Here is a 24,549-nt window from a genome sequence, read left to right as displayed (position 1 = left end):
TTAGCGGTCTACTTCACCGAAGACGATGTTGGTCGTCCCGATGATAGATACAACGTCCGGGATGTAATGGCCCGGCAATAGGTCGGTCAAAATCCCGGTGTGCCAAAATGACGGCGCACGAAGTTTTAGACGGTACGGATAAGCTCCGCCTTGAGAGTTGATGTAATATCCAAGCTCCCCTTTAGGTGATTCGGTCGCCACATACACTTCTCCTACCGGAGGACGCATACCTTGAGTCACGAGGACGAAATGCTGCATCAACGAGTAGTTTTGAGTCATGATGTCGATTTTCGGTGCAGAGATGTATTGAGGTGCATGAGCCATAAGCTCCGGACCAGTCCCCTCATACATATCGATCACTTGGTACAAGATTTTCGCCGATTCACGCATCTCCGCCATGTAGAGTTTGTAACGTGCGTAGTTATCCCCTTTGTCGGAGACCGGAACGTTAAAATCTACTTCATCATAAAGCTCATATGGCTCCTCTTTACGGATATCCCATTCGACACCCGATGCACGAAGCATTACACCTGAACATCCCCAGCTAAGCGCCATCTCTTTAGAGATCACACCGACATTTTCCATACGCATCAACCAAATACGGTTGGTATCGAGAAGGTCTTCGTAGTCTTTGATGTTTTCCGGCAATTTATCGAGGAATTTACGCAAATCAGCAATAAAATTATCCGGTAAATCGAGCGGTACCCCGCCGATACGGATAGCCGCATGGGTCAAACGGGCACCACAGTAATCTTCGATCAAGTCCATCAAATACTCACGTTCACGAAACGCAAACAAGAAGACCGTCATCGCACCGATATCGAGTGCTGTCGTGGCCAACCAGAAAAGGTGGGACATCAGTCGGTTTGTCTCCAAAAGCATCATACGGATCACTTTTGCACGGCGAGGAACGTCAAGCCCGATAAGCTCTTCTACCGCCAATGCAAACCCATAGTTGTTTGAACTCGATGCGATATAGTCCATACGATCCGTCGTCGGCATGAACTCATTGTAGATCATGTTCTCTGCCATTTTTTCCATACCGCGGTGGAGGTATCCGATATCCGGGTGGGCTTTGGTGATTTGCTCTTGTTGCAAATGAAGCATCAATCGGAGCTGTCCGTGTGCAGAGGGGTGCTGAGGCCCGAAGTTAAGGATCAGTTCATTGTCGGCACGGTCAAACGTAATGTTTTCAAAAAAAGGTCGTAATCTATTCGGTTGTTGCATACTGTAATTCCTTAACGATCGCGATCAGAGATCACGACGCTTTTTTCTGCGTCAAATTTTTGGATGAGGAATACTCCACCCTCTTCTTGGTAGACCAGAGGAGTATCCGGTTCACCTTGGCTGATGTCGGCACCGCGTGGTACTTCGTGACCCAAACGGGCAAAACGTTCGGTGTCGTAACGATCCACTCGGGCAGAATCACGGTTTTCAGGGCCGATAATTTCACGCGCTTCTTTACCGAAAATTTTATCCACTTCATACCATTGGGCGAACTCATCCCCTTGGAGCGGATAGGTTTTACGAAGCGGGAATCCTTCCCAGTCATCCGGCATCAAAATACGTTTCATAAACGGATGGTTGTTCACTACCACACCGAACATATCGTACATCTCACGCTCAGACCAATCCGCTGAACGGAACAGTTTTTCAACGCTTTGGATCGACTCTTTTTCACTGATTTTGCATTTCACGCGGATACGTTTGCGTTTAGACATGCTGAGCATTTGGTAGAAAATCTCAAATTTTCCCTCCCCGGCCAACCAATCAATCGCACTAAGTTCAGAGAGCTGATTATAATCAAGCTCATTTTTAAGCAGTTCAATAACACCGAAGTTGTCCGCCGCATTGATCACAACAACCATCTGTTTGACTTGGATATACGCATCAACTACGTCGAATTTTGCTTTGATCGCTTCAAGATCGCTTGCGAATACCGCATCTTCAGAAACGTCACTTTTTGCTACCTGCGGGGCAACCCAATAGCGATCGGTGTAATAGGGTTTTTTCTGTACGTCGTCTTTAGGGGTGTAAGCTCTCATTACATCAACCTTTTTGGTTTTTGAGCGCGGGATGCACTCTCTTTACGGATTTTTTGCTGCAACAGCAAGACAGCATACTGGAGCGTCTCAGGGCGCGGAGCACAGCCAGGGAGATACAAGTCAACAGGGATAACACGATCCACCCCTTGTACCGTTGCATAGGTATTGAACATACCGCCGGTATTGGCACATGAGCCCATAGAAATTACCCATTTAGGCTCGGTCATTTGGTCGTACAAACGGCGAATGAACTCCGCATGTTTTTTTGTCAATGTTCCGGCGACAACCATTAATTCCGCCTGACGCGGAGAAGCACGGAAAATCGTACCGAAACGGTCGAAGTCATACCGTGATGCCCCTGAAGCCATCATTTCGATACCACAACAGGCCAAACCGTAGGTTAATGCCCACAGCGAGTTCGATCGACCCCAGTTGACTACTTTGTCGATTGTCGTCAAGGCGACGGGAAGTCCGCCGTCTTTGAGATAATTTACTTGATGTTGTGCCATTCGAGAGCCCCTTTCTTCCACGCATAAACAAATCCAATAGCGAGTAACAAGATGAACATCATCATCTCAACAAACCCGAACCAGCCAAGCAATTTGAAATCGATCGCCCATGGGAACATGAAAACGATTTCGACATCAAACAATAAAAACAACAACGCAAACAGGTAAAACTGCGTCGAAATACGGTTCGGCTGCTTTGTCACTTCCGGTCCGCATTCGTAAACCGTCAGTTTAATCTTTTCAGTATCTTTGGCCGCTAATGCGCGGCTCGCTAAGCGTGCGATGACTGTTGTGGCATAAAATGCACCAAACGTTAACACAAACAGTACAAATACCCCAAAATAGGGATTTGCTACGTTGTAATGCTCCATAGTTCCGACCTTCTTGTGGTTGATGGCATATCCCGCAGCAGAGGAACACTCCGCCACGATATACGGTTTTTATAAAAACAGTTATTGCACTATAACAAAAAGAGAATTAAACAAACCCTTATCGATTCGATATTTTCATGGGTCTGCTACAATAAGAAACATTCGTATATTGGGTTTTGGAGATAAATGTTAAATAACGTAACACTTTGAAGGGATTGTTCTTATTTCGTATCAAATCGGAACAATTTTAGGCACTAACAGCAAAAGGTCAACGTCCTCCGCAGCACTTAATGTGCTACTAATCGAAGCAATTTATTTTTTTTGGCTTCAACGGTTGATGAATCCCATCGATTTTTCCCCTTCAAAACTTCCGGAGCGCTCTTTTTGGATTTCGCCTATGAAATCTTCGAGTCTAAATGCCCCCTCTTTTCTCGCCGCAACCTGATAGGCGGTATTCTTCACAATCAGATTGATCTGCCCCCCCGTCAAAGGATACGATGCCAGTTTATCTACGTCAAACCCTTCCTCATACGGCGCATTTTTGGGAAGCATCATTTTCCACAGGGTAAGACGCTGTTTTTGATCCGGTTTTTTAAACTCGATTTTGTAGTTAAATCGGCGGGAAAACGCCTGATCGATATTTTCGAGAAGGTTCGTCGTCGCGATCAAAATCCCCTGAAATTTCTCGATCTGCTCTAAAAAGATATTTTGCATCTGGTTATGCATCTGATCGGCCGATGTCCCCGCACCTTGCGATCTTGACGAGAGAAACTGGTCCGCTTCGTTCAGCAATAAAATCGGCTCTGTTTTCGTCTGCTTCGTGAGATCCGCATAGGTATCAAAAATCTTACGGACATTTTTTTCCGACTCCCCGACATACATGGAGAGGATTTTGGAACAGTCAAAACTCAAAACCTGCCGTTTTAATGAGCGTGAAAGCGAATGGGCTGTAAGGGTTTTCCCCGTTCCCGGAGGGCCGTAGAAAATGATCCGTGCATCGATCCCCGCTTTTTTATCTTTGACTCCCCATTCATGAAGCCGTGCGATCACTTCGCGATCGAGCTGACGCATAAGATTTTGGAGGGTCTGCTCCGTAGATGGGTTCAAAACGACGTTCTCCAGTGATGTTGTCGGTTCGATCAACTCAAAAATCTCCTGCTCTTTGATCAGCATATCGAGTTTAAGCTTGCGCACTTTTTTCTTTTTCTGCGGATGCATGATCGACTGAAGCACCTCATCGACGATGTAAAAAGCTCGACTGATACCACCGAACGGATTGAGCATCTCCTCATAATCGATCACCTCTTCATTGATCAAACGTGCTCCGTCTTCGAGGAGGGCACGGTTTTTAATCCGCTCGTAATCATCGAAACTGATAAGATCAATAAGGGTATTCATCTCTCGTAGATTCCCCTCTGTCGCACTGTACTCCTCTTTGAGTAGGGCTAAGAAAATAACCTGCTCTTTGGGTTCCAGTTTCTTTTGTTTGAAAAAGCGATCGAGGACAACGTCGAGTGAGGTTTGGGCAATCCTCTCATCGATCCGTTTTTCGAGAAGATCGAGTTTGTTTTGGATACGGTTGATCCCAAGAGAGTGTTCATTGCCATTGTGACGAATAACCGACATCTTCTGGTAGAGCTCGATGCGAAAAAACTGATCTTGCAGATACTCCAAATGATCCGCATAAGGTTTGATGTCGGGTAACGTCATCTCCAATGAACCCTCTTCCAGGAGCTTCATAAATACCGATGTTACGGCAACGGGGATATTGTAAAGTTCCAAATGGGAAAGTTCACTGATTTTGATAGGGGTAAAGGAGTGATGGGTGATCCATCCCAATTCCAGCAACGTTTTCACCTCACCGAAATGCCCAAGATACGAATAATCATCCGCTCCGTAAAGTTCTTGGAGGAGTTCGGCGACAATCACGTCTTCTTGCGATTGTAAAAATTTACGGGTCAGAAGCTGCAAAATTTTTGCTTCCGGTACCGTACATTTAAGCTGTGAAAAAACATGGGTTTTTTCAATGGTTTTATTTTCTAAAAAGTCGATCAAATATTTCAATGGATTCCTTGTTTTAGTACCCTTTTGAGTACTTTGCCTGTGGCGGTTTTCGGCAATGATTCTACCACGGTAATGGTTTTAGGGATTTTAAACGCTGCCAAATGTTCTTTCAGTTGCGATTTTATGTCAGCAGAAGTGGTATGTTCATACCCCTCTTCCAACTCGACAAAGGCGATTGGAACTTCGCCGCTATGGGGATCGCTCTGCGCAATTACGGCTGCCGATTTAACCTGCGGCAGAAGCATCATCTGCTCTTCGATTTGACGGGGATAGATGTTGATCCCTTTTGAGATGATCAAATCTTTGATCCGATCGACGATGTAGACATACCCTTCTTCATCGACTTTTGCGATATCTCCGGTACGAAGCCATCCGTTTTGGATGGTTTCCGCGGTAGCGGCCGGATTGTTCAAATACCCCTGCATCACACAATCCCCTCGGACGATCAGCTCCCCTGCTTCGCCGATGGGAAGCTCCATCATCTCCTCATTGACAATTTTTACTTCATACCCGCTAAGCGGCAGCCCTACCGAAAGATGTTTTTGTTTCTCAATCGGGTTGATCGTCACAGCAGGAGAACATTCACTCAGCCCGTACCCCTCAAGCATTACCGAGCGTTTAAAGATCGATCGAAATCGCTTTAGGGTATCTTCATTCAAAGCGGATCCGCCCGAGATAAAACAGCGGATGGAGTTAAACCATAGAAAATACCACGGCAATTTGGCACGAATCAGAGCATTATATATATCGGGAACCCCCATAAAAACCGTGACCCGCTTCAGAAGCGTCTGCTTAATAATATTGCTAAACGGCAAAATCGAGGGGATGATGACGAACGATGCGCGCATAAAAAAGGGGAGGATCACCATAATCGCAAACGTAAAGGAGTGAAACATCGGCAAATAGACAATAAAACGGTCCCGTTCATTCAAATCAAACCGCTCTTTTGCGCCGATGAGATTGGAAAAAAGATTTCGATTGCTGATCATCGCCCCTTTGGGATGTCCCGTCGTCCCGGAGGTATAGAAAATGACAGCCGTATCATCCAGCTTTGCGGGAGGTGGGGCATGAGGCTGCAAATGATCAGACATAATCTCATCCAGAACCAAGTTCTGCCCGTTCTGAATTAGAGATTGATCAATCCAGAGGGTATGCTCGATCGATGCAACACTTTCATACAGATCATCGACCTCTTTGGCAAATTTATGCGAGGTGATCAAAATTTTTGCACCGCAATCCTTTAGAATATAGCGATACTCCTCATTTTTGAGCATTGTGTTGATCGGCACCGAAACCGCACCGAGCTTGCTGATAGCAAAAACACTTTGGACAAATTCAATCCCATTGGGACAAATCAGAGCGATGCGATCCCCTCTTCCGACACAAATAAGTTCAAGCGCACGGGCAAGCCGATCGACACTCTCTAAAAAGCTTCTGTAAGTAAAACTCGTATCATCAATGAAAATCACCTTTTTGGAAGGGTTTTCCTGTGCGACACGGGAGAGCATCGCGTAAAAATTCTCATACGGGTAAGCGATCAAAAACGATACTCAATTCCGGCCGTGACCAGATAGGCACGCGCATTGCTAAATTCGCCATTGATGGATGCATTGTGAACTTCACGTGATTTTTTCATATCGACCAATCCGGCTAATCCAACATTCCAGTTCGAATCTAGCTGATAGCGTCCGCCCAGAGAGGCGATCCATGCATCCGAATCGGGAAGTTCGTATCCGAGCGTCGATTCCGGCACAGGCGTTTCATCATACGCCAAGCCTGCCATCGCCATCCATTGGTTGTATTTTTGGGTAAGTCCCAGACGATAACTGTTAGTATTTTCCCAGTTTTTAGGTATGGCGGTATCAAAATAAGGGGTCAATCCTCCTATTGATACCGGATAATTAAAATCTAAATAATCGTAAGCCGACCACATGGTGCGTTCATATACTGCTTCTAGTGTTGTACCTTGACCGAAAGTATAGGCTGCCGCGAGATTGAGCGCTGCAGGAGCAGGAACGCTAACACTGACATCCCCGTTATAGGCTAGTGTAGAACCGGAATAGAGCTTTGCATTCCCTTCGACCGACAAATCGATATTCGAACGATACGTTGCGGCTAAACTCAATTGCGCTGAAGGCTTGTACATCAATGCCAAATTGTAGCCGTAATCAATCGAACTCCCCTCCATTTCTCGAGAAACAAGGTAAGTACTTTTAACGACACCGTTACTCGAAATCACCCGAAATCCTGCTCCTATACTGACCGTATCACTGAGGGGAATCGCTATCGATGGGTTAAATTCAATTGTTTTAAGGGTAAACTCTTCCGCACTATAGAGTGCAGGAGCACTCGACCACCGTTTCGACAATCCTGCCGGAGCCACAATACTAAATCCAAAACGGACACCGTTATCTCCCAATTTTTTAGAAGCATAATGGAGAGTAGGCACTAAAAATGATTCACTTTTGGAATCTATATTTATCGTTCCGCTGGTTGACGCGTAATGGATAGCACTTAATCCAATATAGGTCGCATCCACTTCGAGCAGACCCGCATCCTCGTTATAGACCATTGCCGCAGGGTTGTAATACGCCGCATCTGCTCCGTGAGCATTTGCCACATACGCCGCACTCAGTGCCGTCGCATTGATCGAACTCTCAGGGATTTTGTATCCCCCCGCCATCACACTCGCCGATGCAATAATTGATAGTGTCAAAATTCTCATTTTTGCTCCATTCCGTACAGAAGTTCAATCTCCTGAGCCCAAATCGTCTCATCGATTGTCTCAAGCACCAGCGGAATATCATCCATGCGAGGATCGTTCATGATAAATCCAAACGCATCAAGACCGATTTTCCCTTTGCCCAGAGAGTCATGTCGGTCGACGTGGCTCCCGAGATCAGGTTTGGAATCGTTGATGTGCATCCCTTTGAGGTACTTAAATCCCACTATTTTATCAAACTCTGCCCATGTTGCATCATACGCTTCTCGGGTACGGATATCGTAACCGGCGGTAAACATATGGCACGTATCGATACAGACACCGATACGGGATTTGTCCTCAATACGTTCAATAATGGCACTTAAGTGCTCAAATTTCCACCCCAGATTGCTCCCCTGACCCGCTGTATTTTCGATGACCAAAGTGACACCATTCGTAACACTCAGCGTTTCATTCATCGAACTCGCGATACGATCGATGCACTCCTCTTCGCTGATCTGCTTGAGGTGACTTCCGGGGTGGAAATTCAGCCGATCGAGTCCGAGTTGTTCACATCGGCGTGCTTCATCGATAAACGCTTCGAGCGATTTTTGCCGTTTCTCCTCTTCGGGATGACCGAGATTGATCAGATACGAATCGTGAGGAAGAATGTGTTTTGGAAGAATCCCGCTTTTGGCAAGATTGGCTTTAAATAGAGCTATCGTCTCATCATCGAGAGGCTTTGCCGCCCACTGTTTTTGATTTTTGGTAAAAAGGGCAAACGCTTTGGCACCGATTTTCATCGCGTTTAGGGGAGCGTTAAAAACACCGCCCGAAGCGGAGACGTGTGCTCCGACAAACTTATTTGACATGATTAAATTCCTTGTGTATTTTTTAAAAGTTTTTTTGATTTCTCTGATCCTTGGCAGTATGTGCAATTTTTGCACATACTGCATCTTCATCGAGTTCAATCCCCTACTTATTTATCTTGCCATTTAAAGACTTCCAAAATCCGGATCGTTTGTTCATCTTTGATTTCATAAACGATGGTATACCCGTTATGGATAAGATCACGCACATTCTCATCATCCGCATATTGAGACATTCTTCCCATCATTGGCTGAGTTTTTAAAAGCTGGAATTTCGCGTCAAGATCGTGTTGAAAATCGATTGCGGCGGAACGTTTATCAAGAGCAATAAAACGGAGAATATTTTGAAGCTGGATAGTAAATTTTCGGTTGCGAATAATCAGAATTACACGGTTTTCCAAAAGGCTTCCATATCGCTTTTGTATTCCTCTTCGGAAAGAGTATCATCGGACTTTCGCGCGCTTTCTACTCGTGCACGCGCTTCATCCATCGATGATACGATAAACGAAGGATTCTTTTCTAAATGAGCAACTGCTTTTTCGAGGAACTGCACGATAGACTCTGATGAATGGTGAAAGAAATTTTCGACCTCAGGATTGTTAATTTGCACACTTAACATTGATCCCTCCTTCTATCATAATTCTCACTATTATATCATAAACGTCGAATTCTCTCCGCCGCCTCTTCGAGTACATCTAACGGTTTAGAGTAGCAAAAGCGAACCATATTTCGTCCCGCATCGTCATGATAAAATGCCCGACCCGGAACGGAGGCAACTCCCGTTCTCTCTAATATTTCCATCGCTTTTTCAAAATCATTATTACCGTTCACACTGCTGACATCGGTCATAACGTAATACGCTCCGTTTGGAACACTCGGGTTCAATCCCGCGTCGCGGAGTGCATCACAAAAGAGGTCGCGTTTATGTTCATGAATGCGGGCAAGTTCAGTATAATAATCATCTCCCAAACTCTCCAACCCCACCGCTGCGCCGATTTGAAGCGGTGCGGGGGCGCAAACGTAGATGAGATCGTTGAGCTGTGCCATCGCTTCGATAACACCCACGGGAGCTATAGCGTATCCCAACCGCCAGCCCGTGATACTGAATACTTTGGAAAATCCTGAGAGGACAACGCATCGATCCCTCAAACTCGGAATACTGAGCGCCGTAATATGGATTGCATCGCCGTACAAAAAGTGTTCGTACATCTCATCGGCAAAAACGATCAGATCGTGTTTCTCCGCAAAAGCTCCTATCGCTTCCAACTCGTTACGGGTATAGACTTTTCCGCTTGGATTGGCGGGATTACAGATCACCATCGCACGGGTTCTCGGAGTCACCACCGCTTCGAGTGCCTCCATATTTAGTTTCCACTCCGGTGCTTCGAGGCGGATATACGTTGGCACAGCACCCAGCGAAGTGAGGGTGGAACGGTGATAACCATAATACGGCTCAAATAAAATCACCTCATCACCCGGATTGAGCAACGCCATACACGCCGTATAAAATGCCCCTGTCGCCCCATCAGAGACCAGTACCTGTTCAGGTGTAATTTCTACCTCATAAAACCGTTTCATTTTAGCGGCTATTGCAGAACGTAATCGGGGCAATCCCTCGGTTGGGGTATAAATATTAATTCCCTCATTCATTGCCGCATACGCCCCCTCGATCACAACGCTGGGGACTTCGAGATCGCAGACCCCCTGCGCCATATTAATTCCGTTCATCGCATTACACGCCCGTGTCATCGAGCGGATATGAGATTGCTCTATATGGGAACTTCGTTCACTCAGTTGCATTGTTCTCCTTGAAATCTTCAATTTTAATGATGAGGCTATTGAGTCGATCTTTAAAATAGATCTCCCCTTTGCCTCTGCGATAGATAATATCCATCTCATCGTTTCGGATAAACTGGAAAAGGCGACCGTCGCACATCTCCTCTTTCCCTCGACCTCCAAATATGTCCTGCCCTAAAACAATACGCCGCATCGTATCACGCGGGTAATCGGGATAGAGATACTCTTTCACAAACGCCTCTTCACTCATGCACCCGGCAGTGACACATACCAACGCATCAATCGAAATTTTCTCTACCGCCACACCAGCCGTAAAAAGCTCCACTTCGACCGATTCCCCCTCATGCCGGATATATCCCGTATCGGAAAATTTGATTTTCGGGGTTTTGAGGGTGATGATTTTTGGCTCACTCACACGATAATGCTTCGTGCTGCATCCCCCGATAATAAGAGCGAGGAGACTACCCCATAGGATAAAGAATTTTTGCATGTACCTCATCCAGTTTTTGAAGTATTTCGGAGTTTAGTTCGAGATTCATGGCTGCTAAACTCGCATCCAGCTGCTCCGGTGTTGTGACGCCGACAATCGTCGAGGCGACAAAATCAAACTGCTTGCTCCACGCAATTGCCATTGTCACCGGATGCAAACCCGCTTCGGCTGCGATACGAAGATACTCCTGCGTCGAAGCCAAGGTTTTATCGTTCATAAATCGTGCCGCCATCAAACGCTGACGTTTATTGGTGGATTTGACGTAATCGCTGAATCGTCCGTGCGCATTGATATCCTGATTGTATTTGCCGCTCAGCACCCCACCGCCCAAAGGCGAATAGGGGAGCAGTGAAATTTTCTCTTCACGGCACAATGCGCCGATCTCGGTCAAATCACGACGGTTCAGAAGCGAAAAGTTATTTTGAATCGACTCAAAACGGGCCAGTTTTTCGTATTTGCTCACCATCAGTGACTTCATCGTCCCCCGCGCCGTGTCGTTGGAGGTTCCGATATAACGCACTTTCCCGCTTTGCACGAGTGCATCGAATGCCCGCATCGACTCATCGATGGGAACAACGGTATCGGGCCAATGCATCTGATAGAGATCGATATAGTCGGTCCCCAGCCGTTTCAATGACCCCTCTACCGCCCGCTCGATATGGAAGCGGTCAATCGCCGTGTAACCGTGACGGATGGGAGGGACAAACCATCCGGATGCTGCACCTGCGACTTTGGTCGCGAGAATCAGACTCTCTCTGGATTTTGTTTTGAGCCAACGCCCTACCATCTCTTCAGTAAGTCCGGCAAGTTTTGCTTCCGGAGGGACCGGATAGAGTTCGGCCGTATCGAAGAAATTAACCCCAGCTTCATACGCTTTGTCCATGATGGTAAACGCTGTTTTCTCATCGCACTGGCTTCCAAATGTCATCGTCCCCAAACAAATCGGCGAAACCCGTAAACCGCTGCGCCCAATATAACGATAGTGCATACACTCTCTTTTTCATAAGAATAATTTTGTAATGCTATTCTACCTTTTTTTGAGCTACAATTAAGGTCATAAAATTTAAACGGGAGACCACCATGCTCGATATTCTTCGTGAGGCACAGAGAGAATTTCAAGAAATCCACACCCTGCTCGAAAGCGATCTCATTCGAAACAGCGACTACTTTACACGCGTGAATGAAGCCACCCAAAAAGCCTATGTTACAATGAACGAGGGGATGTGCGCCAACACAACCGTCTGTCATCAATGTGCCGAACATCGCGATTTTTTATACGCGATACTCACACCTCTTGAAGAACTTGCAGCAGGAAATCCCGTTACAACTGCTTACGAAGAACGTCTGAGTGCCTTCTCAGCAAAAGTATCTGAAATTCTAAACAAAATATCAACAGTACTCGCCTCTTTGTAAACCATGCGCAATGAGCTATAATCTATTCAATGAATAGAGTACTCTTTAGCGATTTTTTTCACCGTAATCTTCCTCGGGACATGGAACAGTGCATTGAATTGTTCGCCATTTTCGGAGGATATGACGAAGCAATTGACACGGATAAACCGATCGAATCGCTTATTCTCCATCACATTATCGAATCCTTTGAGTCCCATCGAGAAGAGTTCCTCTCACCGCTCCAAGACGACCCTCTCTACCTCAACTTGCTCCATGCCATCGCTGTAGGAGATCGGCGTCAAGGATCAGCCTATCGGCGGGCTCGTATCGGTAAAGAGAGGGGGAGGGAAGCTTTTGATTTTTTACGCTACAGCGGTTATCTGACCCTGGAACGTTCACGCGAAATGCCGCTGCTGAGGGCTCATCCGAAACAACGCTTTAAAAAAGAGATCGAGCACCACCGTATTTCGCACAAATTTCGATTTACCTCCCCCTTTTTACGGTTTTGGTTCGCATTTGTCGAACCGTTTAGCCGATCAATCCGAGAGGGAAACACCCTCCCCTTTTTAAACCATTTTCATACCCACTTCAACGCCTTTGTCGGCTTTACCTTTGAAGAGCTGTGCGATCTGTATATTCGTGATGTTTTAGCACCCAAATTTCAAAGCGACCTCCTCGATTCGGGAAGTTATTGGAATCGCGAAGTGGAAATCGATCTACTGAGCGAAACGATGGAGGGGGAGACATGGGTCGGAGAGTGCAAATGGACAAACCACAAGGTGAACAAAAAAGAATTTCACAAACTCGAAGAAAAATGTGCCAAGCTCTCGATTGCCCCGGACAAAATCTTTCTCTTCACCAAACGGGGATTTTCGAACGAACTGAATGATATGAAAGACAAACGGCTCTACCGCTTTATCGCGGAAGATTTAAGTGTTTTAACTAACCGCTCTTAATGCACCGTACGCCTCTTGAAGGAGCTGGAATTTTTCGGTGTATTTATTGATGATTTTAGGATTTTTGCTCTGTACTCGGTCCGGATGATACCGTTTCGCCAGCATGCGGTACCGTTTTTTCAAATCTTCCGGGGATGAACCCATCGGTATTTCGAAAATCGCATGGTAGCGAATCATTTTATCAATTGCGTCGTTTCCGAATCCCCACCCTTTGTAATTTCCGTAAAGCCGACTCATAAATTCATCATCGTATTGGTAGTTAATTGTAAAATGGAGTACTTCTCGACGGTTCAATGTTTTTTCGAGACATGATTTTGCCGCAGCGCTACTGGCATCGATAAAGATATCCTCTTCGCTGAAGCTGGTTACGAGGTTGGAAAGCTGCTGTTTGAGATAGCGCATCACCCAGCGATTCGGCGTCAAAAGGGTAAATTGCACACATCCCGAATTGTAAGCATATACTTCGATATCCACTTTTTCACTCTCACGGAAAGGGACTTCGATACGGACAGCGGCAGTGCGACACCGTTTGAGCGATCGGCTGTAAAACGAACCGGTGAGTTCATTGGCTTTTGTAAAACGCTCACTTAGTGTTTCCAAAAACTCCTCTTTTTGGTTGGAGGAATTTTCGTTATTGAGGACTAATACGCCGTTATCCAAAAACAGTGTGTTATGGATGTGATGGTCAAAAAACTCCTCCATCCACGCCTCTTCAAGCGTATTAGAGCTCCCTTGAACAAAGATAGCGTTATTGCGTAAAACAACTTTCACGGCAACCCCCGTTAGTGATTCTTACCCTCACTAAAGCAAAAGAAGTTCCACAAAGCTATTTTTTAACAATCTCCCCATAACACTCCGGTCGCCGGTCGCGGATCAATCCCCAGTAGTGGCGGTGTTCGCGAATGGATACAGGATCGAACTCACTGTAGAGAATCTCCTCTTTGTCACGCGATGCTTCGGCAACTTTTTGCCCCGTATGGTCGGTGATAAACGATGAGCCGTAAAACGTCAGGGTACAGCTCTCCCCCACCTCTTCGCCGATACGGTTGGCGGCGATAACGGGGATGATGTTCGCCGCACTGTGCCCCATCTGTACCCGCTGCCAATGCGACGCCGAATCGACACCGATCTCCGGTTCACTGCCAATCGCTGTAGGATAGAAAATCATATCCGCTCCCATGAGGGTGAGACTGCGCGCTGTTTCGGGAAACCACTGATCCCAGCAGATCCCGACCCCGACATTTCCAAAACGGGTTTTCCATACTTTAAAGCCCGTATCCCCCGGTTCAAAATAAAATTTTTCCTCATAGCCGGGGCCATCGGGAATGTGCGTTTTACGGTAATTATCCATCACCGTTCCGTCCGCATCGATCATCACGAGGGAGTTAAAATAACGCTCCCCGTCACATTCAAAATAGCTGATTGGCAAAACGACACCCAGTTCTTTGGCAACGGCACTAAACTGTGCGATCAAAGGGTTATTTTCGAGAGGTTGAGCCCATTCAAAATATTTTGTATCCATATCTTTGCAAAAGTAATACCCCTCAAACAGTTCAGGGATCAAAATGATATTCGCTCCGTTACGGGCCGCCTCTAGTACCATTGATTCCGCTTTGGCAACATTGAGTGATTTGTCACTGCCCATTTGCATCTGTATTGCTGCAACTTTAATCATAGGAAATACCTTGGATATATTTTTTAAATTATACCGTGAAGAAGATTACGAGACCGAATTTACATTCGGTCTTTGGCTTGGATCCCGAGAAGCGAGAGGCCTGTTTTGATGGAGAGGGCAACGACGAGGAGAAGTTTAAGCAGTTTCGCTTCATCTTCGGTGCCGATGATACGGGTATCATAGTAAAATTTATGCAAACGTCCCGCAAGAACTTTTAGATAATCGGGAAGCTTTTGCGCTTGGCGCGATTCGAATGCGTCATCGATAATCTCCGGCAACAACAATGCTTCGAACAACAATCCGTCCGCATCCGCACTTAAACCGTGCAAATGGGATCCCATGATCTCATCCATTGTTTTTTCGCTTTTAGCAATCAACGTCTGAATACGGGCATGGGCATATTGGATATAATAAATCGGATTGGAACTGTCTTGACGTTTGAGTTCTTCGATATCAAATTCGAGTGCCGTGTCACACTTTTTAGAAGCAAACATAAAGCGTAATGCTTCCGCACCGATCTCTTCAACAACGTCACTCATCAAAATAACGGTTCCGGCACGCTTGGACATCTTGAAAGGTTCACCGTCTTTGAGGAGACTCACCATCTGAGAGAGGAGCACTTCAAGCTTATTGGAATCATATCCCAAAAAGGTTACTGCCGCTTTCACACGGGCGATGTAACCGTGGTGATCCGCCCCCCAGATATTGATATAATCATCATACCCGCGCTCAAACTTTTGGTTATGGTAGATGATATCTCCGGCAAGATAGGTCGGCCGGCCGTCTTCACGAACGACAACACGGTCATGGTCATCACCGAATTCTGAAGAACGGATGAATGTTTTACCTTCGTTTTGGTAAACTCCTTCACCCATTTTGGCCATAACACGATCCCACTCATTATAGAGCGACGCCTCACCGACAAAGGTATCAAAATGAATGTTGATTGCTTTTAAATCGTCGACAATGAGGGCTAAAATCTTATCTTTTGCCCAAAGTGCCAACTCTTTTTGACGGCTCTCATCACGAAGTGCATCTTCGCCAAATAGCGCTACAACTTCGCGTGCCAGGTCACTAAGATACTCGCCGCGATAATATTTCTCCGGCCACTCGACACTTTCGCCTAACAGGCTGCTACGCCCTTCAAGCTGAAGCGATACCCCAAGTAAATCGATTTGGTTACCCGCATCGTTGACGTAATATTCTGCCGTGATATCATACCCAAGGTGGCGTCCGAGACGGAGCATTGTATCACCATACACCGCACCACGTGCATGACCGATATGAAGCGGTCCGGTAGGATTCGCACTGACGAATTCGAGGAGAATGGAGCCTTTTTTGTCATTGCTTCCAAATTGGTCACCATGGCTCAATGCCCATGAGGCATATTCATCCATAAAGCCTTCGGAGAGACGAAAATTGATATACCCTTTAACCGATTCAACGGCACCGAACATCTCGGTTTCATTAAATGAGGTGGCAATTTCTTCCGCAATCGCCATCGGCGATTTTCGGAGTTCTTTTGCAAGAGAAAAAGCAATAGGGGTAGAGAAATGACCAAAAGAGCGATCTTTCGGCTTTTCGAGGATTACATCACAATTGAATTTATCGCGCAACAGCGCACTCACTCGCTGTTTCAAGGCTTACGCTTGCGTAGTAGTTTTAGGAGCTTCTACCGTTGTAGATGCAGTGGTATCAACCTGTTTTGGAGCTTCAGGCGTTGTAGATGCAGTTGGTGCAGCATCTTCGTCTTTCATCTCTTTTTTGAAATTACGGATCCCTTGTCCAATACCTTTTGCAAGGTCAGGAATTTTTTTCGCACCGAACAACAAAATAACAATTCCGAAAATCAATAATAATTCAGTTCCGCTTGGCATACTCATAGGTAGAGTTCCTTATCTAGAAAATTAGGTGGGGAAGTATAACGTATTTCGACTAATACACCAAAGTTTTTATTACGTGGCTTCCCATGTTTGAACAAACTCGTTGATTTGCAAGGTCGGTATTTTCATCCGTGCCGCTTTAGCGATCGAAACCAAAATCTCCGATGCCTCATCCAAATTGTCATTCACGATTAAAAAATCGTATTCACTGATACGCTGAATTTCCCGCTTAGCCATCTCAAGACGTTTTGCAATCACCTCTTCACTGTCGGTCGAACGGCTATGGAGCCTTTTTTCTAACTCTGCAAGTGTTGGAGTAGTAATAAAAACGGATGTCGTAATATCGTGGAGGCGATTTTGAACCGCATCATGTCCCTGAACATCGATATCGAAAATAACAAGCTTTCCCTCGTTCAGCGCTTTTTTGACCGGTCCCAGTGACGTTCCGTAATAGTTGCCGTGTACGACCGCATATTCCAAGAACATCTCCTGCTCGATCTCATGTTTGAATTCCTCAATGCTTACAAAATGGTAATGAACACCATCTTTTTCTCCCTCTCTCATAGGGCGCGTCGTTGTTGAAATTGAAAAATAGGTAGGTCCGATCTGATCGGTTATTTTACCGATCAACGAACTTTTTCCGGCACCACTAGGCCCGGATAAAACAAGTATAGCTCCACTGCGTCGGTTCATGCATCGTTCCCAAAATTAATATTAATACTGATATTAAGCCCTTTAAGCGATTTGGCTACATCTTCATTGGAAAGTGCTTTTAGAAGAGCCTGAAGAGCTTCAACCCCCTCTGTATGAGCAGTAGAGACTGTGCTCGAAGCCACTTGCGCTACCTCTTCATTGAGATCCGTATCCTTCATCTCTTCATCCAGTTCTTCCGTCTCTAAGAAAAGATCTTCTTCGTCAATACCCGCTACAGGTTCTTCTTCTACCTCTTCGCCGATTGCCAGCTTAAGCTCCCGTTCATCCAGCATATCGAATTCATCAAACCCTTCCATATCCTCGCTATCAACAATCTCTTTATCGCTCAGATCAAGCTTTTCCATCAACGCATCATCAAAATCCAATTCAAAATCATCGAGTTCTAACTCTTTATCGAGCGCTTCCGTGTCCAATCCGCTCACCGCATCTTGGATCTGAAGCTCCAAATCGCCAAAATCGTCTTCCTCCAACAGTAATTCATCGTCTAATGAACCGAAATCACCGCTCTCCTCTTTGGGAAGATCAAGTTCGTCCAATTCGTCCAACTCATCAATCCCTTTGATCATAATGTCATCTTCAACATTCCAGTCATCACTTTCCGTATCATCCAAGAGGTTTTGAACTTCTTGAACCTCTTCTTGATCCAGAATAGCGGTGGGAAGGATCTCTTCGTCCTCTTCATCGTCGAGATTCAAATCACCCAACTCAAAAGAATCAAAGTCATCATTTCCCGCTTTTGACCCTGGAATAATTTCATCCAGTTCATCGTCCAAATCAAATTCTTCGTCCAAATCACCTAAATCAAAAGAATCAAATTCATCCCCAAAACTTTCCGTTTTCGTGAGTGTCTCATCCAAATTAATAGCATATAGAGGTGCTTCCGTAAAATTCTCTTCACTCTTCATACTCTGTGTTGCAGGAGGAATAGAAGATATTTTTTTCTCAATTTGAATAAACATATCGACCAGATCGGTAGGAAGAAACGGCTTATTGATAACATTCTCAAATCCGGCCGGAACCGCTTTGCCCCTGGTTGCCATCAGTAAAGTGCTTTTAAACGTCACCAGCTCTTTGATCGATTCAAACAGCTCATCACTGTAAAGTGCATCATCAATAATCAGTAAATCGAAACCACTCTCCTGGATCTCATCCACCGACCAAATAACACTCAAATCGTCTTTCGTTTTTTGTGCACTGAGAGCTACCAGTTTTCGGACGACCGGATTATCGTTAAAAAGCAAAATGTTCATGATCGGTACGACCCCTCTTTATATGCTCTTGTTCTATCAAAAGCTTCGTGGTATCATTGTAACTAAAAAAAAATTAAATGATAAAACTTCTTGGGCTTCTTTTAACCTTTGTGACCCTTTATGGCGGAGAAACTCTCTTTCCTCTACCCAATCATCATTCCCTTTTTATCCATCAATTGAACAAAGCGATTAAAGATGCCTCGCGTATCCTCATCATCACCCCATCCTTTAACCATTCTCTATTAGAAAAAGAGATTTTGAATGCTGCGAAACGGGGCTCTGATGTAACCCTTATGGTTCACGATCCACGGGGTGTTTCCCTCTCAATGGTTCAATATGAGCGGATCAATCTCTATACCGTTCCTATAGTGGTAGAACAAAGTGTTTTTCTTGTCGATGATACCCTCGTGTGCACCGTTGAAGGCGCTATCCATGAAAAAGAGTTTGCCTCTAAACATTCACCCATCCGATGCAGTGATGATTCCGGCAAAATTAAAGCTATCCGTTATTCGATACTTCCGGTTATGAAACATTCCAGAAGTTATTTAGAATAATTTTTCAAGAAAATTGTACGCATCTTGGGTTTGAGCCATAACGATCATCAATGTCGCTCCCAACGTTACCATCAAGACCACCAAAGATATCGCAATTTTGATCGGCATTCCGATAACTAGAAGGTTAAATTGTGGCATGGTTTTCATTAACATCCCGAAGATAACGTCGGCAAGCATAGACAAAGCGGTGATCGGAAACGCAATCATAAACCCGACAATAAACATATTTGCCATTGCATGCATAATATATTGGAACAAGGCAGGGGTCATCATAAAACCCCCAAGAGGAACCGCAGCAATCGAAGCCGAAGCGTACAAAAGGATCCAATGGTGCAGATCAAAGACGAGCAGTATCATCAACGCCAACAGCGCTAAAAACTGGCTGATAATCGGCATAGAAACACCTGATTGCGGATCGATCGCCGAGGCGAGTGAAAATCCCATCATAAACGAAATCTGCCCCCCTGCAAACGTGATAACATGATAGGCTAATTGTAAAACGATCCCCACGGCAAGGCCAAAAAGCATTTCTCCCAAAATCGCAACCGTCAAGCTTAGAGCATCAGTGGGAATGTTCAGCGGCGGAACAGCACCGAAAAAAAATACCGTAAAGAAAAAGGCCATTGCCGCTTTAATAGAGATCGGAATATTCGCGTGAGAAAAGATAGGTACTGCCATAAAAAGGGCCGTAAAACGGGTAAAGAGCAAAATGAAAGCGATCGTTCGACCTTCACTAAATATCTCAGCAAACTCCATTATTTAATTCTCTTTCAAACTACCGTTTTGCATACGATAGATATGATTGCACCGTGCTGCCAACGATTCATCATGGGTTACCAATACCATTCCGGCCCTGTGCTCTTGCAAATAATTCTCAAAAATATCCATCACTTCAAATGCCGTTGCATGATCAAGATTCCCCGTCGGCTCATCGGCAAAAATCAAACGGGGCTTTTTTGAGAGGACACGGGCGATGGAGACACGCTGCTGCTGTCCGCCTGAGAGTTCGGTCACTTTTTGGTGTATCACCTTATCGATCCCCAAACGTTTCAGTAAGTGATCATCGATTGTTTGACGTGCCAAAATGGCGGCTACTTCGAGATTCTCATAGGCACTGAACCCTTTAAAAAGATAATGACTTTGGTATATAAGCCCCAAATCATCACGGCGTAATTGTACCGATGCGGAATCACTCATAGAATAAATATCATTCCCGAATAACTCTACTTTACCGGAGTTGGGTCGCAACAGTGAGGAGAGAATATGGAGTAAAGTCGATTTTCCGCTGCCGCTCACCCCAACAATCGCCATCGATTCTCCGGCATTGAGAGTAAGATTGACATCCTCAAAAAGAGGGTAATCAAAATGGTGTGATAAAGAGGTTGCTTTTAAAAGTGTCATAAAGAGATTATAGGGAAAAAATGTTTAAGGGGAGTAAAAAAAGGAATATTCCCGCAAAAGCGGGAATAGATAAAAAAGGTTTGGCTTACGCCATTTGCGCCGCAACTTCTTCTGCGAAGTTGTCAACTTTTTTCTCTAGACCTTCTCCGACTTCGTATTTAACGAATTCGACGATTTCAGCAGTACCGCCGTGTTTAGCAGCCTCTTTTGTAATCGCTTCAGCTACCGTCATAGAATCATCCATAACGTAGTTTTGATCCAAAAGTGCAAGCTCTTTATCCAAAGTCGTGTTGTCCGCTACGAAGCGAGCCAATTGACCAGGGATGATGTTCGGCCAGATTTTTTCCGGTTTACCATCTGCGAGTAATTTTGCTTTGATCGCTTCTTCAGCAGCAGCCATAACTTCAGGAGTCAACTGGGATGCTGAGATGTATTGTGGAACGTTTTTCAACGGTTTTTTCAAACGCGCTAACTCTTCGTTCTCTGTTTTGATCGCTTCGATACGACCGATAGTTTCCGCTTCTACGAATGCAGGATCGAAATCTTTCGAAGTCAATGTCGTAGGTTTCATCGCTGCAGCGTGCATTGCAACGTTTTTCAACATTGGAGCAAGTGCTTCGGCTACTTTAGCATCCGAACAGGTTGCCGCTACGAGAACACCGACACGGCCGTTTGAGTGAACGTAACCGTTAACACATCCGTTTGCAGCTGCGTTAAGCGTTACAAAACGGCGTACTACGATTTTTTCACCGATACGGGCTACTTGAGACGTAAAGTACTCTGAGAAAGTAGACGTTTCGTATGAGGTTTCGTTCAACTCTTCAACACTGCTGACACCCGTAGTAAATACGTGTGCTGCTGTGTTTCCGACGAGATTAATGAAACCGTCATTTTTCGCAACGAAATCGGTTTCAGAGTTCACTTCTACAAGAGAAGCGGAAGTGAATGTTTCAGAAACTTTAAGACCCAAAAGTCCCTCAGCTGCTACGCGATCCGCTTTTTTAGCCGTTTGAGCCATACCACGGTCACGCAAAAATTCTTTTGCTTTTTCCATGTCACCATCACATTCAGTGAGGGCTTTTTTACAATCCATCATCGGCGCATCTGTCGCCGTGCGGAGGTCTTTGACCATTGCTGCTGTGATTTCTGCCATGATTACGCTTCCTCTGCTACAACTTCTTCAGAAGCCGCTTCTACTGCAACTTCAGCTGCAACTTCTTCGTCTGCTACCGCTTCGTCGTTTCCGCCGCTGCGAAGAGCTTTACCTTCGTTGATTGCTTCAGCCATTTCTTTACAGAAAAGTTGGATTGAACGAATCGCATCGTCATTTCCAGGGATGGGGATATCGATAACGTCAGGATCACAGTTGGTATCCAATGGAGCAACAACACGGATTCCGAGGTTACGCGCTTCTTGAACCGCGATGTGTTCTTTTACCGCATCGATAACAAACATCAAATCTGGCAATGTTTTCATGTGACGAATACCGCCAAGATACGCAATCAATTTTTCTTTTTGACGATTCATCATCAACGCTTCTTTTTTAGTCAAAAGGTTGATTTGTCCGTTTGCTTGCATCTCTTCGATGATATCAAGTTTACGGATTGATTTTTGGATAGTCGGGAAGTTAGTCAACATTCCACCCAACCAGCGGTTGTCAACGTATGGCATACCGCATTTTTCAGCTGCATCACGGATCGCTACGCGCGCTTGTTTTTTTGTTCCTACGAAAAGAACCGTTTTACCTTCAGCCGCAGCATCAACGACTTGCTGATACGCAGCACGGAAAAAACGCAATGTTTTTTGAAGATCGATAATATAAATGTTTTTACGAACACCGAAAATGTATTTTTTCATTTTCGGATTCCAACGACGTGTTTGGTGACCGAAGTGTACACCACATTCGAGAAGGTCTTTCATTGTGACCATAAGGGACTCCTGATTAGAGAAATATTTGTGTTCTTCGTTTTCTTGGGCGAGCGCTAACAGAGCCGATGAGCCATCGGTTGCACGAGAACAGCACGATTCGCTTGCGATATTTTTTCATAATTTACATTGAACACCCAAACGGGCAAAGCCCGTCTTGGGTGGCAAGGACATGGATGTCCTTTGCAATCCCCTAAAGCTTTCTGCATTTAAGCAGAAGATTTAAGTCAATGGAAGGAGAGAAAATCGTGCGGATTATACTGAAATATGACTTAAATTTATCTGTATTTAATACTATCAATGTACGTCACCTTTTTATCACACAAAAAAATTATATTCAAATTACTTTTATATAATTTTTGTTAATATCATCCGTAACAATGCATGGGCATTAAAATAAGGAGAAATGATGAAACAACGGATTATGAGTTCTGTAGTGGCTGCAACCTTCATCGCCACCGGCGCTTTTGCCGATGATGCAATGATGCAACGGTTCGAAAAAATGGAACGTGAGATGGCGGCACTCAAAGCCGAACTCGGTGCCATCAAAGCCGAAAACACTAGACTGAGCACTCAGCTCTCGACTCCGGCACCTGCGGAATCTAAAAAAGAGATCGCATCTACTGCGAAAATCAATGAAACACTCGAAGAGATGCAAGATCAAATCAGTGATATGAACAAAAAAACGAATGGAAACAACCTCAAATTTGGAGTTGATTTCCGTACCAGCCTGGATAACATCCACTACACAATGGCTAACGGTGACAAATACAAAAATGATGCCCTTCTTAGTAACCGTCTTTGGCTCAATATGAGTTATGCTGCGACCAAAGAGCTTAGTTTCGTAGGGCAACTCGCTTATAATAAAACTTTCGGTGAACGTTCAATGACATCGACCGCCAATAGTGCTTTTGAAGGATTTGACTGGGTAAGTAACGAATCAGCCTACAATGATGAACTACGAGTTCGCTCAGCTTACTTCTTCTATAGTGATGATGAATTTTTCGGTACGGATGTTCCCTGGACGATCAGTATCGGTCGTCGCCCTTCAACTGAAGGTCACCTCATCAACTTCCGCGACGATGTAGGCGCTTCATCACCGCTTGCCCATACCGTCAATGTTGAATTTGACGGAGCCAGTGCAAAATTTGGAACGGAAGACCTGATCGGTCTGGACGGGTCGTATTTCAAACTCTGTGCCGGTCGCGGGATGAGCAACGCTGAACCTCGATTTAGCTCTGCACCATACAGTGACCAAGAAAACGCAACAAGTAATGTCGATATGATTGGAATCATCGTCGTCCCTTATGATGACAAACAATACAGTACAGGATTTCAATATACCTATGCCAATAATTTGATCGATTTAGATCCCACTATGTCTTATATGGAAACAGTAGGTGGGCTCCACACAGCAACAGCTTTTGCAATGGTAAACGGTATCGGTGACGGTATCAGCGACTTTTTGGATGATTCGATGATCTTCGTCAGCGGAGCGATGTCAAAAACCGATCCATATGAGGGAGCAGACAAACAAGGTATGCTCGGTTCATTTGAAAGTAAAACCGGTTACAGCTACTGGATCGGAACCCAATTTCCATCACTTCTAACTGATGATGGAAGATGGGGAGTTGAATTCAATCACGGCAGCCAATACTGGCGTCCGATCACTTATGGTGAAGATACAATGATCGGTTCCAAAATAGCCGCTCGTGGTGATGCATATGAACTCTATTTTACCGAACCGCTCGTCGATGATATTCTCACCTTCCAGCTCCGTTATACCTATATCGATTACGATTACAGCGGCAGCAACAATTTCTTTGGAAGCATGACAGGAACACCTATGGCTATTTCAAGTTCTATGATTGTCCCAGGAATGGGAGATATTGCAGGAAGTATTGTCGATAAAGCTCAAGATATCCGAGCCTATATCCGCTATAAATTTTAAA

At 45.1% G+C, this 24,549-nt stretch carries 27 protein-coding genes; 4 read left to right on the top strand and 23 right to left on the bottom strand.

Annotation, left to right across the window (positions count from 1 at the left end):
* The 13 genes from nuoD to WB308_RS05100 all read right to left on the bottom strand — a co-directional run bounded on the left by nuoD (position 1) and on the right by WB308_RS05100 (position 11,834).
* A complete protein-coding gene (nuoD, locus tag WB308_RS05160) occupies positions 1 to 1,227 on the bottom strand; it encodes an NADH dehydrogenase (quinone) subunit D (protein ID WP_424189662.1) in 1,227 nt (408 codons plus the stop codon).
* An 11-nt stretch (positions 1,228 to 1,238) separates the two neighbouring features.
* Positions 1,239 to 2,045 carry an NADH-quinone oxidoreductase subunit C gene (locus WB308_RS05155; RefSeq protein ID WP_424189660.1) on the bottom strand — a complete coding sequence of 269 codons (807 nt, stop codon included), beginning with the start codon at positions 2,043 to 2,045 and terminating at the stop codon, positions 1,239 to 1,241.
* On the bottom strand, positions 2,045 to 2,554 hold the full coding sequence (locus WB308_RS05150; RefSeq protein WP_424189658.1) for a NuoB/complex I 20 kDa subunit family protein: 510 nt from the start codon (positions 2,552 to 2,554) through the stop codon (positions 2,045 to 2,047). The genes WB308_RS05155 and WB308_RS05150 overlap by 1 nt, the downstream gene beginning before the upstream one ends.
* The gene (locus WB308_RS05145) at positions 2,536 to 2,925 is read right to left on the bottom strand and encodes an NAD(P)H-quinone oxidoreductase subunit 3 (protein WP_329658627.1); all 390 of its coding nucleotides are present in this window, start codon (positions 2,923 to 2,925) and stop codon (positions 2,536 to 2,538) included. Before WB308_RS05145 ends, WB308_RS05150 begins: the two co-directional genes overlap by 19 nt.
* Before the next feature lie 327 nt (positions 2,926 to 3,252).
* Positions 3,253 to 4,989, bottom strand: coding sequence for an ATP-binding protein (locus WB308_RS05140; RefSeq protein ID WP_424189656.1), 1,737 nt, complete (start codon positions 4,987 to 4,989; stop codon positions 3,253 to 3,255).
* Complete coding sequence (locus WB308_RS05135) at positions 4,986 to 6,497, bottom strand: long-chain-fatty-acid--CoA ligase (protein WP_424189855.1); 1,512 nt, start codon at positions 6,495 to 6,497, stop codon at positions 4,986 to 4,988. The genes WB308_RS05140 and WB308_RS05135 overlap by 4 nt, the downstream gene beginning before the upstream one ends.
* 29 nt (positions 6,498 to 6,526) lie before the next feature.
* Positions 6,527 to 7,714 (bottom strand): OmpP1/FadL family transporter, encoded by a 1,188-nt coding sequence (locus WB308_RS05130; RefSeq protein WP_424189654.1) that lies wholly within the window; start codon positions 7,712 to 7,714, stop codon positions 6,527 to 6,529.
* A complete protein-coding gene (gene nfo / locus WB308_RS05125; protein ID WP_424189652.1) occupies positions 7,711 to 8,562 on the bottom strand; it encodes a deoxyribonuclease IV in 852 nt (283 codons plus the stop codon). Before nfo ends, WB308_RS05130 begins: the two co-directional genes overlap by 4 nt.
* 107 nt (positions 8,563 to 8,669) lie before the next feature.
* Positions 8,670 to 8,960 (bottom strand): type II toxin-antitoxin system RelE/ParE family toxin, encoded by a 291-nt coding sequence (locus WB308_RS05120; protein WP_424189650.1) that lies wholly within the window; start codon positions 8,958 to 8,960, stop codon positions 8,670 to 8,672.
* A complete protein-coding gene (locus tag WB308_RS05115) occupies positions 8,945 to 9,178 on the bottom strand; it encodes a hypothetical protein (RefSeq protein WP_424189648.1) in 234 nt (77 codons plus the stop codon). The genes WB308_RS05120 and WB308_RS05115 overlap by 16 nt, the downstream gene beginning before the upstream one ends.
* A gap of 35 nt (positions 9,179 to 9,213) precedes the next feature.
* Positions 9,214 to 10,359, bottom strand: a complete 1,146-nt coding sequence (locus WB308_RS05110; protein WP_424189646.1) for a pyridoxal phosphate-dependent aminotransferase — start codon at positions 10,357 to 10,359, stop codon at positions 9,214 to 9,216.
* Positions 10,346 to 10,846 carry a hypothetical protein gene (locus WB308_RS05105; RefSeq protein WP_424189644.1) on the bottom strand — a complete coding sequence of 167 codons (501 nt, stop codon included), beginning with the start codon at positions 10,844 to 10,846 and terminating at the stop codon, positions 10,346 to 10,348. Before WB308_RS05105 ends, WB308_RS05110 begins: the two co-directional genes overlap by 14 nt.
* Complete coding sequence (locus WB308_RS05100) at positions 10,818 to 11,834, bottom strand: aldo/keto reductase (protein ID WP_424189642.1); 1,017 nt, start codon at positions 11,832 to 11,834, stop codon at positions 10,818 to 10,820. The genes WB308_RS05105 and WB308_RS05100 overlap by 29 nt, the downstream gene beginning before the upstream one ends.
* 92 nt (positions 11,835 to 11,926) lie before the next feature.
* On the opposite strand from WB308_RS05100, the gene WB308_RS05095 reads away from it, so the two are divergent.
* Entirely contained in the window at positions 11,927 to 12,259 is a 333-nt protein-coding gene (locus WB308_RS05095; RefSeq protein ID WP_424189640.1) for a hypothetical protein, read from the top strand.
* A 29-nt stretch (positions 12,260 to 12,288) separates the two neighbouring features.
* The gene (locus WB308_RS05090; RefSeq protein ID WP_424189638.1) at positions 12,289 to 13,194 is read left to right on the top strand and encodes a DUF234 domain-containing protein; all 906 of its coding nucleotides are present in this window, start codon (positions 12,289 to 12,291) and stop codon (positions 13,192 to 13,194) included.
* Here the strand turns inward: WB308_RS05090 and WB308_RS05085 are convergent.
* From WB308_RS05085 to WB308_RS05060, 6 genes are all read right to left on the bottom strand, one after another.
* Positions 13,177 to 13,965, bottom strand: a complete 789-nt coding sequence (locus WB308_RS05085; protein ID WP_424189636.1) for a J domain-containing protein — start codon at positions 13,963 to 13,965, stop codon at positions 13,177 to 13,179. The genes WB308_RS05090 and WB308_RS05085 overlap by 18 nt on opposite strands.
* 55 nt (positions 13,966 to 14,020) lie before the next feature.
* On the bottom strand, positions 14,021 to 14,869 hold the full coding sequence (aguB, locus tag WB308_RS05080) for an N-carbamoylputrescine amidase (RefSeq protein WP_424189634.1): 849 nt from the start codon (positions 14,867 to 14,869) through the stop codon (positions 14,021 to 14,023).
* Between the two features lie 59 nt (positions 14,870 to 14,928).
* The gene (gene argS, locus WB308_RS05075) at positions 14,929 to 16,509 is read right to left on the bottom strand and encodes an arginine--tRNA ligase (protein WP_424189632.1); all 1,581 of its coding nucleotides are present in this window, start codon (positions 16,507 to 16,509) and stop codon (positions 14,929 to 14,931) included.
* 3 nt (positions 16,510 to 16,512) lie between these two features.
* The gene (locus WB308_RS05070; protein WP_424189630.1) at positions 16,513 to 16,752 is read right to left on the bottom strand and encodes a Sec-independent protein translocase subunit TatA/TatB; all 240 of its coding nucleotides are present in this window, start codon (positions 16,750 to 16,752) and stop codon (positions 16,513 to 16,515) included.
* A gap of 72 nt (positions 16,753 to 16,824) precedes the next feature.
* On the bottom strand, positions 16,825 to 17,445 hold the full coding sequence (gmk, locus tag WB308_RS05065; RefSeq protein WP_424189628.1) for a guanylate kinase: 621 nt from the start codon (positions 17,443 to 17,445) through the stop codon (positions 16,825 to 16,827).
* On the bottom strand, positions 17,442 to 18,716 hold the full coding sequence (locus WB308_RS05060) for a hypothetical protein (RefSeq protein WP_424189626.1): 1,275 nt from the start codon (positions 18,714 to 18,716) through the stop codon (positions 17,442 to 17,444). Before WB308_RS05060 ends, gmk begins: the two co-directional genes overlap by 4 nt.
* 77 nt (positions 18,717 to 18,793) lie before the next feature.
* On the opposite strand from WB308_RS05060, the gene WB308_RS05055 reads away from it, so the two are divergent.
* A complete protein-coding gene (locus tag WB308_RS05055) occupies positions 18,794 to 19,270 on the top strand; it encodes a hypothetical protein (protein ID WP_424189624.1) in 477 nt (158 codons plus the stop codon).
* Here WB308_RS05055 and fliR read toward each other — a convergent pair.
* The 4 genes from fliR to rpsB all read right to left on the bottom strand — a co-directional run bounded on the left by fliR (position 19,262) and on the right by rpsB (position 22,600).
* Complete coding sequence (fliR, locus tag WB308_RS05050) at positions 19,262 to 20,026, bottom strand: flagellar biosynthetic protein FliR (RefSeq protein WP_424189622.1); 765 nt, start codon at positions 20,024 to 20,026, stop codon at positions 19,262 to 19,264. The two genes, WB308_RS05055 and fliR, sit on opposite strands and share 9 nt — an antisense overlap.
* 3 nt (positions 20,027 to 20,029) lie before the next feature.
* On the bottom strand, positions 20,030 to 20,671 hold the full coding sequence (locus WB308_RS05045; RefSeq protein WP_424189620.1) for an ABC transporter ATP-binding protein: 642 nt from the start codon (positions 20,669 to 20,671) through the stop codon (positions 20,030 to 20,032).
* Between the two features lie 85 nt (positions 20,672 to 20,756).
* Positions 20,757 to 21,824, bottom strand: a complete 1,068-nt coding sequence (gene tsf, locus WB308_RS05040) for a translation elongation factor Ts (RefSeq protein ID WP_424189618.1) — start codon at positions 21,822 to 21,824, stop codon at positions 20,757 to 20,759.
* Between the two features lie 2 nt (positions 21,825 to 21,826).
* Complete coding sequence (gene rpsB / locus WB308_RS05035) at positions 21,827 to 22,600, bottom strand: 30S ribosomal protein S2 (RefSeq protein WP_424189616.1); 774 nt, start codon at positions 22,598 to 22,600, stop codon at positions 21,827 to 21,829.
* A gap of 406 nt (positions 22,601 to 23,006) precedes the next feature.
* Between rpsB and WB308_RS05030 the strand changes: the two genes are divergently transcribed.
* Positions 23,007 to 24,548, top strand: coding sequence for a DUF3373 family protein (locus WB308_RS05030; RefSeq protein ID WP_424189614.1), 1,542 nt, complete (start codon positions 23,007 to 23,009; stop codon positions 24,546 to 24,548).
* The last annotated feature ends 1 nt before the right edge of the window (position 24,549 follow it).

Origin of the sequence: Sulfuricurvum sp., assembly GCF_049587615.1 — a bacterium.
Classification (GTDB): Bacteria; Campylobacterota; Campylobacteria; order Campylobacterales; family Sulfurimonadaceae; genus Sulfuricurvum.
This window is presented reverse-complemented; position numbering and strand designations above follow the sequence as displayed.

Coding starts and splice junctions, on each gene's coding strand:
- WB308_RS05070 (WP_424189630.1), bottom strand. CDS start 16,752: ATGAGTATGCCAAGCGGAACTGAATTATTATTGATTTTCGGAATTGTT.
- aguB (WP_424189634.1), bottom strand. CDS start 14,869: ATGATTAAAGTTGCAGCAATACAGATGCAAATGGGCAGTGACAAATCA.
- WB308_RS05110 (WP_424189646.1), bottom strand. CDS start 10,359: ATGCAACTGAGTGAACGAAGTTCCCATATAGAGCAATCTCATATCCGC.
- WB308_RS05135 (WP_424189855.1), bottom strand. CDS start 6,497: ATGCTCTCCCGTGTCGCACAGGAAAACCCTTCCAAAAAGGTGATTTTC.
- WB308_RS05130 (WP_424189654.1), bottom strand. CDS start 7,714: ATGAGAATTTTGACACTATCAATTATTGCATCGGCGAGTGTGATGGCG.
- nuoD (WP_424189662.1), bottom strand. CDS start 1,227: ATGCAACAACCGAATAGATTACGACCTTTTTTTGAAAACATTACGTTT.
- WB308_RS05095 (WP_424189640.1), top strand. CDS start 11,927: ATGCTCGATATTCTTCGTGAGGCACAGAGAGAATTTCAAGAAATCCAC.
- WB308_RS05055 (WP_424189624.1), top strand. CDS start 18,794: ATGATAAAACTTCTTGGGCTTCTTTTAACCTTTGTGACCCTTTATGGC.
- WB308_RS05100 (WP_424189642.1), bottom strand. CDS start 11,834: ATGCACTATCGTTATATTGGGCGCAGCGGTTTACGGGTTTCGCCGATT.
- WB308_RS05090 (WP_424189638.1), top strand. CDS start 12,289: ATGAATAGAGTACTCTTTAGCGATTTTTTTCACCGTAATCTTCCTCGG.
- gmk (WP_424189628.1), bottom strand. CDS start 17,445: ATGAACCGACGCAGTGGAGCTATACTTGTTTTATCCGGGCCTAGTGGT.
- WB308_RS05115 (WP_424189648.1), bottom strand. CDS start 9,178: ATGTTAAGTGTGCAAATTAACAATCCTGAGGTCGAAAATTTCTTTCAC.
- WB308_RS05060 (WP_424189626.1), bottom strand. CDS start 18,716: ATGAACATTTTGCTTTTTAACGATAATCCGGTCGTCCGAAAACTGGTA.
- fliR (WP_424189622.1), bottom strand. CDS start 20,026: ATGGAGTTTGCTGAGATATTTAGTGAAGGTCGAACGATCGCTTTCATT.
- nfo (WP_424189652.1), bottom strand. CDS start 8,562: ATGTCAAATAAGTTTGTCGGAGCACACGTCTCCGCTTCGGGCGGTGTT.
- tsf (WP_424189618.1), bottom strand. CDS start 21,824: ATGGCAGAAATCACAGCAGCAATGGTCAAAGACCTCCGCACGGCGACA.
- rpsB (WP_424189616.1), bottom strand. CDS start 22,600: ATGGTCACAATGAAAGACCTTCTCGAATGTGGTGTACACTTCGGTCAC.
- WB308_RS05150 (WP_424189658.1), bottom strand. CDS start 2,554: ATGGCACAACATCAAGTAAATTATCTCAAAGACGGCGGACTTCCCGTC.
- WB308_RS05105 (WP_424189644.1), bottom strand. CDS start 10,846: ATGCAAAAATTCTTTATCCTATGGGGTAGTCTCCTCGCTCTTATTATC.
- WB308_RS05030 (WP_424189614.1), top strand. CDS start 23,007: ATGAAACAACGGATTATGAGTTCTGTAGTGGCTGCAACCTTCATCGCC.
- WB308_RS05145 (WP_329658627.1), bottom strand. CDS start 2,925: ATGGAGCATTACAACGTAGCAAATCCCTATTTTGGGGTATTTGTACTG.
- WB308_RS05155 (WP_424189660.1), bottom strand. CDS start 2,045: ATGAGAGCTTACACCCCTAAAGACGACGTACAGAAAAAACCCTATTAC.
- WB308_RS05045 (WP_424189620.1), bottom strand. CDS start 20,671: ATGACACTTTTAAAAGCAACCTCTTTATCACACCATTTTGATTACCCT.